This window comes from Pseudomonas japonica (assembly GCF_900188455.1).
In the GTDB taxonomy this organism is placed as follows: Bacteria; Pseudomonadota; Gammaproteobacteria; order Pseudomonadales; family Pseudomonadaceae; genus Aquipseudomonas; species Aquipseudomonas japonica.
In genome coordinates this window covers 3807-4861 of record NZ_FZOL01000051.1, presented here as the reverse complement: position 1 = coordinate 4861, position 1055 = coordinate 3807, and the positions used below count along the sequence as shown (strand labels likewise).

Below are 1055 nucleotides of genomic sequence, written 5' to 3'. Positions count from 1 at the left end.
GCAAATGACAGACAAAAAAGTTACTCGTCTGCGTCGCGCTCGCAAAGCACGCCTGAAAATGCACGATCTCGAAGTCGTGCGTCTCTGCGTGTTCCGCTCCTCGCAGCATATCTACGCCCAGGTCATTTCGGCCGACGGCAGCAAAGTCCTGGCCAGCGCCTCGACTTTGGACAAAGAACTGCGTGATGGCGCCACCGGCAACATCGACGCGGCCACTAAGGTTGGCAAGCTGGTAGCTGAGCGTGCGAAAGCCGCCGGTGTATCTCAAGTTGCCTTTGACCGTTCCGGCTTCAAGTACCATGGCCGCGTGAAAGCGCTGGCTGATGCTGCTCGTGAAGGCGGGCTGGAGTTCTAAGTTATGGCAAATAACGATCAAAAGCGCGACGAAGGCTACATCGAGAAGCTGGTTCAAGTTAACCGCGTTGCCAAGACCGTAAAAGGCGGCCGTATCTTCACCTTCACCGCGCTGACCGTGGTGGGTGATGGTAAAGGTCGTGTTGGCTTTGGCCGTGGCAAGTCGCGCGAAGTACCAGCTGCGATCCAGAAAGCCATGGAAGCCGCTCGCCGCAACATGATTCAGGTTGACCTGGACGGCACTACCCTGCAGTACGCTACCAAGTCCGCCCATGGCGCGTCGAAGGTCTACATGCAGCCTGCTTCCGAAGGTACCGGTATCATCGCTGGTGGCGCAATGCGTGCCGTCCTGGAAGTTGCTGGCGTTCAGAACGTCCTGGCCAAGTGCTATGGCTCGACCAACCCTGTCAACGTGGTTCACGCCACCTTCAAGGGTCTGAAGGCTATGCAATCTCCTGAGTCCATTGCTGCCAAGCGCGGCAAGAGCGTTGAGGAGATTCTCTGATCATGGCTACCGTTAAAGTAACGCTGATCAAAAGCACCGCCGGCCGCCTGCCTAACCACAAGCTGTGTGTTAAAGGCCTGGGTCTGCGTCGCATCGGTCACACTGTAGAAGTCCAGGATACTCCCGAGAACCGCGGGATGATCAACAAGGCTTACTACATGCTGCGCGTCGAGGGTTAATCGATGAAACTCAATGA

General features: G+C 56.6%; 3 protein-coding genes. All 3 read left to right on the top strand.

All coding sequences use genetic code 11. The annotated features are described in order from the left end of the window. Nucleotides 1-4: 4 nt before the first annotated feature. The 3 genes from rplR to rpmD are packed head-to-tail and all read left to right on the top strand — an operon-like array spanning nucleotide 5 to nucleotide 1038. Complete coding sequence (gene rplR / locus CHB99_RS29205; RefSeq protein ID WP_042123534.1) at nucleotides 5-355, top strand: 50S ribosomal protein L18; 351 nt, start codon at nucleotides 5-7, stop codon at nucleotides 353-355. 3 nt (nucleotides 356-358) lie between these two features. Further along, nucleotides 359-859 carry a 30S ribosomal protein S5 gene (gene rpsE, locus CHB99_RS29200; RefSeq protein WP_042123536.1) on the top strand — a complete coding sequence of 167 codons (501 nt, stop codon included), beginning with the start codon at nucleotides 359-361 and terminating at the stop codon, nucleotides 857-859. A 2-nt stretch (nucleotides 860-861) separates the two neighbouring features. Continuing rightward, a complete protein-coding gene (gene rpmD, locus CHB99_RS29195; RefSeq protein ID WP_009397493.1) occupies nucleotides 862-1038 on the top strand; it encodes a 50S ribosomal protein L30 in 177 nt (58 codons plus the stop codon). The last annotated feature ends 17 nt before the right edge of the window (nucleotides 1039-1055 follow it).